The following is a 4,080-nucleotide window of genomic DNA, read 5'->3' as shown; positions in this document are numbered from 1 at the left end:
GTCATGAGTGCGACCACCAGGCGCACGCTGACACAGTGGGCGCTCTGAACGTTCTACGGGCCGGGCTGGTCCGTCGCAACGGCCGCCAGGCTTAGCGAGAAGCTCGCGGCTTTAGCCGGGGGAGGAGTCACGCAGTTCGTTCATGACACCCCCACCCCCCACTCGAGGGTGGTGTTCGGTGCCCGCAGGCGACTGGAGCTCGGCACCGAGCTGGCCCGGCTCGGGCTGACCCGGCCGCTTCTGGTCAGCGACCCCTCCTTGAAGACCGGCCAGGAGCTGTCCGACCTGCTCGCACCGCTGCGCGTCGGCCGCTTCGACGAAGCAGCCATGCACGTGCCCGCAGACCTGGCCGCGCGGGCGGTGGACGCTGCACGCGCCGCCGCGGCCGACTCCCTCGTGGTGGTGGGGGGCGGCTCGGCGATCGGGACCGCGAAAGCGATCGCGAAGGACACACACCTGCCGATCCTCGCCGTACCCACCACCTACGCCGGGTCGGAGATGACACCCATCTGGGGTATCACCCACAACCAGCGCAAGACCACCGGGCACGACCCGCATGTCCTGCCCCGGGTCGTCATCTACGACCCAGAACTCACCGTCTCGCTCCCGCCCGCGAGCGGCATGAACGCGCTGGCACATCTCGCCGAGGGCCTCTACGCCCCGCAGATATCTCCCCTGACCGTGCTCACCGCGCAGGAAGGGATCCGGGCGCTCGCTGCGGGCCTGCCCAAGGCGGTGGCGAACCCGGCGGACATCGACGCCCGCGCCGAAGTAACCTACGGCGCTTGGCTCGCCGGCTGGACGCTCGGCACCACGGGGATGGGCATCCACCATAAGATCTGCCACACCCTCGGCGGCACCTACGACCTGCCGCATGCTCCGTCCCACTCCGCGGTCATCCCCTACGCCCTGGCCGCGAACGCGCTCGCCGCGCCGGCGGCGATGGCGGCCATCGAGACCGCGTTCCGGGCGGCCGGCCGCGCCACCGACCACGCGGCGGGTGCGATATGGGACCTGCGGAACGAGCTCGGGGCCACGCAGTCCCTGTCCGCGCTCGGCTTCCCGGCCCAGGAGCTCGACGCGGCCGCGACCATCGTCGCCCAAGGCCGGCCGGTCAACCCGCGCCCGGCCGACCACGCCTGCGCCCGCACGGTTCTTGCCGCCGCCTATGCCGGTGACCGCCCCGCCGCCTTCCTCCCCTGACCGAAAGAGATGACCATGGACAAGATGGCCGAGGACGACCTGACCGACCGTGTCCTCTCCCGACTTGAGGGGACCCCCGACCCACGGCTTCGCGAGGTGATGTCCGCGGCCGTTCGCCACCTTCACGCCTTCGCCAAACAAGTGCGGCTCACCGAGCAGGAATGGCTCTCCAGCATCCGCTTTCTCACCGCGGCCGGTCATATCACCGACGACGCGCGGCAGGAGTTCATCCTCCTGTCGGACACACTGGGGCTGTCCTCGCTGGTGGACCTGATCAACCACTCCGACGTCGAGTCGCTCGCGACCGAGCCCACCATCCTGGGCCCGTTCTACGTACCGGGCTCACCGCACCGCGACTTCGGCGCTTCCATGGTCGAGTACGACGACGGCGGCCAGCCCGCGCTGCTCAAGGGAACCGTGCGGGACGAGAACGGACAGCCGATCCCGGGAGCGAGCCTGGATGTGTGGCAGAACGCCGCCACGGGCTTCTACGCCGTGCAGCAGCCCGGCCTCCAACCGCCGACGAACCTGCGCGGCGTGTACCGAACCGACACACACGGCCGCTACGAGATCCGCACCGTTCGGCCGGTGCCCTATCCCATTCCCGCCGACGGGCCCGTCGGCGGGCTGCTGGCCGACACCGGACGCCACCCGTGGCGGGCGGCGCACATCCACGCCAGGATCTCGGCCCCCGGCTTCGAACCACTGACCACCCACGTATTCGGCCGCGACAGCGAATACCTGGACTCCGACTCCGTCTTCGGCGTCAAAGAGTCACTGATCCGCGACTTCGTGCCCGGCGAGGACGGCCTCCTGCACTGCGAGAGCGACTTCGTCCTATGCCGAGCAGGAGCCGCCGCATAGGGAGACAGGACGATGCCCAATCTCGCCAATAACCTCGTCGAAGCCGCCCAGATCTACCCCGACCGGGCGGCGGTCCGGCTGGACGACCTCGTGCTGACCTACCCCAAGGGCCACGCGATCACGATCGGCCACCCGCTCGGCAAGAGTGGCGGCCGCATCCTCGGCACGCTGGCCAAGGCGCTCCACAAACGCGACGAGCCATGGGGACGGGCCACGACCTGCATCGGCATCGGGCAGGGCCTGGCCGTGGTTCTTGAGAACACGGCGGTCGACGCGTGAGCAGAGCCAAGATCTGCGACACAGCCGACAAGGCGGTCGCCGGCATCGAGGACGACAGCACCGTCCTGATCGGCGGGTTCGGCCTGGCCGGGATGCCGTTCGACCTCATCGACGCACTGATCTGTCAGGGCGCGAAAGACCTGACCATCGTCTCCAACAACGCCGGCAACGGCCAGGTAGGGCTCGCGGCGCTGCTGAAGACAGGCCGGGTGCGGAAGGTGATCTGCTCCTTCCCCCGGCAGAGCGACTCCTACGTCTTCGACGAGCTCTACCGGTCCGGGAGCATCGAAGTCGAAGTGGTCCCGCAAGGCACCCTCGCCGAGCGGATACGCGCAGCCGGCGCCGGCATCGGCGCGTTCTTCTGCCCGACAACCGTCGGGACGCCGCTGGCCAAAGGCAAGGAGACCCGAGCAATCGACGGGCGCGACCACGTGCTCGAATACCCGCTCAAGGGTGACGTCGCGCTGATCAGCGCCCACCGCGCCGACGAGATGGGCAACCTGGTCTACCGCAAGACTGCCCGCAACTTCGGGCCGGTGATGGCGACCGCAGCGACGACCACGATCGTCCAGGTCGCAGAGGTGGTACCGACGGGCGGCCTCGATCCTGAGGCAGTCGTCACGCCGAGCATCTACATCGACCGCGTCGTGCAGGTCGAGGCCCGTCACTACCTCGTGCAGGGAGCACGCTGACATGGCACTGAGCCCCGACCATCTCGCCGCCATCGTCGCCCGTGACATCCCCGCCGACTCCTACGTCAACCTCGGCATCGGGCAGCCCACGAAAGTGGCCGATCACCTACCCGCGAACTCGGGTGTAGTGCTGCACACCGAGAACGGCATGCTCCACATGGGCCCCGCCGCGACCGGCGACCAGACCGACCCGGACCTGACGAACGCGGGCAAGGTTCCGGTCACCGAACTGCCCGGGGCGTCGTACTTCCACCACGCCGACTCGTTCGCCATGATGCGCGGCGGCCACCTCGACGTCTGCGTACTCGGCGCCTTCCAGGTCTCCGCGACAGGCGACCTGGCCAACTGGCACACCGGCGCGCCGGACGCGATCCCGGCCGTGGGCGGGGCGATGGACCTCGCCATCGGTGCCAAGCGCACCTTCGTGATGATGAGCCTATTCGACAAGCAGGGCCGACCTAACGACCTCGGGAGGAATAGCCGGGGCTGATGCGGGCCGTGGCATGAGGACGGCCACGCGGGTTCTCAAGGTGTGAATCACGAGCTACTCCGCGTGGCCTTGTCCCATCCTGCCTTCACCGGCGTCTCTCGCCAACACGTCGGCGAGTTGCTCGAAGAACTCGCGCCATGCTGGGAATCGGCCCGCGAGTCCGCGCTCGCCGAACAGCGAGGTGGTGCCCGCAGGCGAGCCGCCGGAGCCGGGCGCAAGTCGAAGCTGGTCTTCGGCGACCGGCTGCTGGTCACCCTGGTCTGCCTGCGCCTGGGGATCCCGCACGAAGCCCTGGCCGAGCTGTACGCGGTGGACCGCTCCACCGTCTCCGGGGCCGTCCGCCAGGTCAGGCCTCTGCTCGCCGCTCGTGGCTTCGCGATTCCCGACCGCCCGGGCCTGCGCATCCGCACCCTGGAAGACCTGTTCGCCTACGCCGAGGCCGAGGGCGTCGACCTGCGCATCGACGGCACCGAGGTGCAGGTGAGGCGCCCGCGTGCCGGACGCCCCGGCCGCAAGGCGTTCGTCTCCGGCAAGAAGAAGCAGATTCCCAAT

General features: G+C 69.3%; 5 protein-coding genes and 1 pseudogene. All 6 read left to right on the top strand.

Features of this window, described 5'->3' with window-relative positions; all coding sequences use genetic code 11:
• Positions 1 to 168 precede the first annotated feature (168 nt).
• Complete coding sequence (locus tag ACFYX0_RS47000; RefSeq protein ID WP_388981777.1) at positions 169 to 1,203, top strand: maleylacetate reductase; 1,035 nt, start codon at positions 169 to 171, stop codon at positions 1,201 to 1,203.
• 15 nt (positions 1,204 to 1,218) lie between these two features.
• Positions 1,219 to 2,067, top strand: a complete 849-nt coding sequence (locus ACFYX0_RS46995) for a dioxygenase (RefSeq protein WP_388981774.1) — start codon at positions 1,219 to 1,221, stop codon at positions 2,065 to 2,067.
• A 12-nt stretch (positions 2,068 to 2,079) separates the two neighbouring features.
• Positions 2,080 to 2,346 (top strand): hypothetical protein, encoded by a 267-nt coding sequence (locus ACFYX0_RS46990; protein WP_388981771.1) that lies wholly within the window; start codon positions 2,080 to 2,082, stop codon positions 2,344 to 2,346.
• Complete coding sequence (locus ACFYX0_RS46985; RefSeq protein WP_388981768.1) at positions 2,343 to 3,038, top strand: 3-oxoacid CoA-transferase subunit A; 696 nt, start codon at positions 2,343 to 2,345, stop codon at positions 3,036 to 3,038. The genes ACFYX0_RS46990 and ACFYX0_RS46985 overlap by 4 nt, the downstream gene beginning before the upstream one ends.
• Position 3,039: 1 nt before the next feature.
• Positions 3,040 to 3,498 (top strand): annotated as a pseudogene (locus tag ACFYX0_RS46980) (CoA-transferase); the annotation flags it as partial.
• A gap of 93 nt (positions 3,499 to 3,591) precedes the next feature.
• Positions 3,592 to 4,080 (top strand): transposase family protein (locus ACFYX0_RS46975; RefSeq protein WP_388981765.1); only part of this gene is annotated, 489 nt, incomplete at its 3' end.

It is taken from the genome of Streptomyces sp. NPDC002573 (genome assembly GCF_042889625.1).
GTDB classification, from domain to species: Bacteria; Actinomycetota; Actinomycetes; order Streptomycetales; family Streptomycetaceae; genus Streptomyces; species Streptomyces gibsoniae.
The sequence above is the reverse complement of the archived record's forward strand: the minus strand, read 5'-3'. Positions and strand labels throughout refer to the sequence as shown.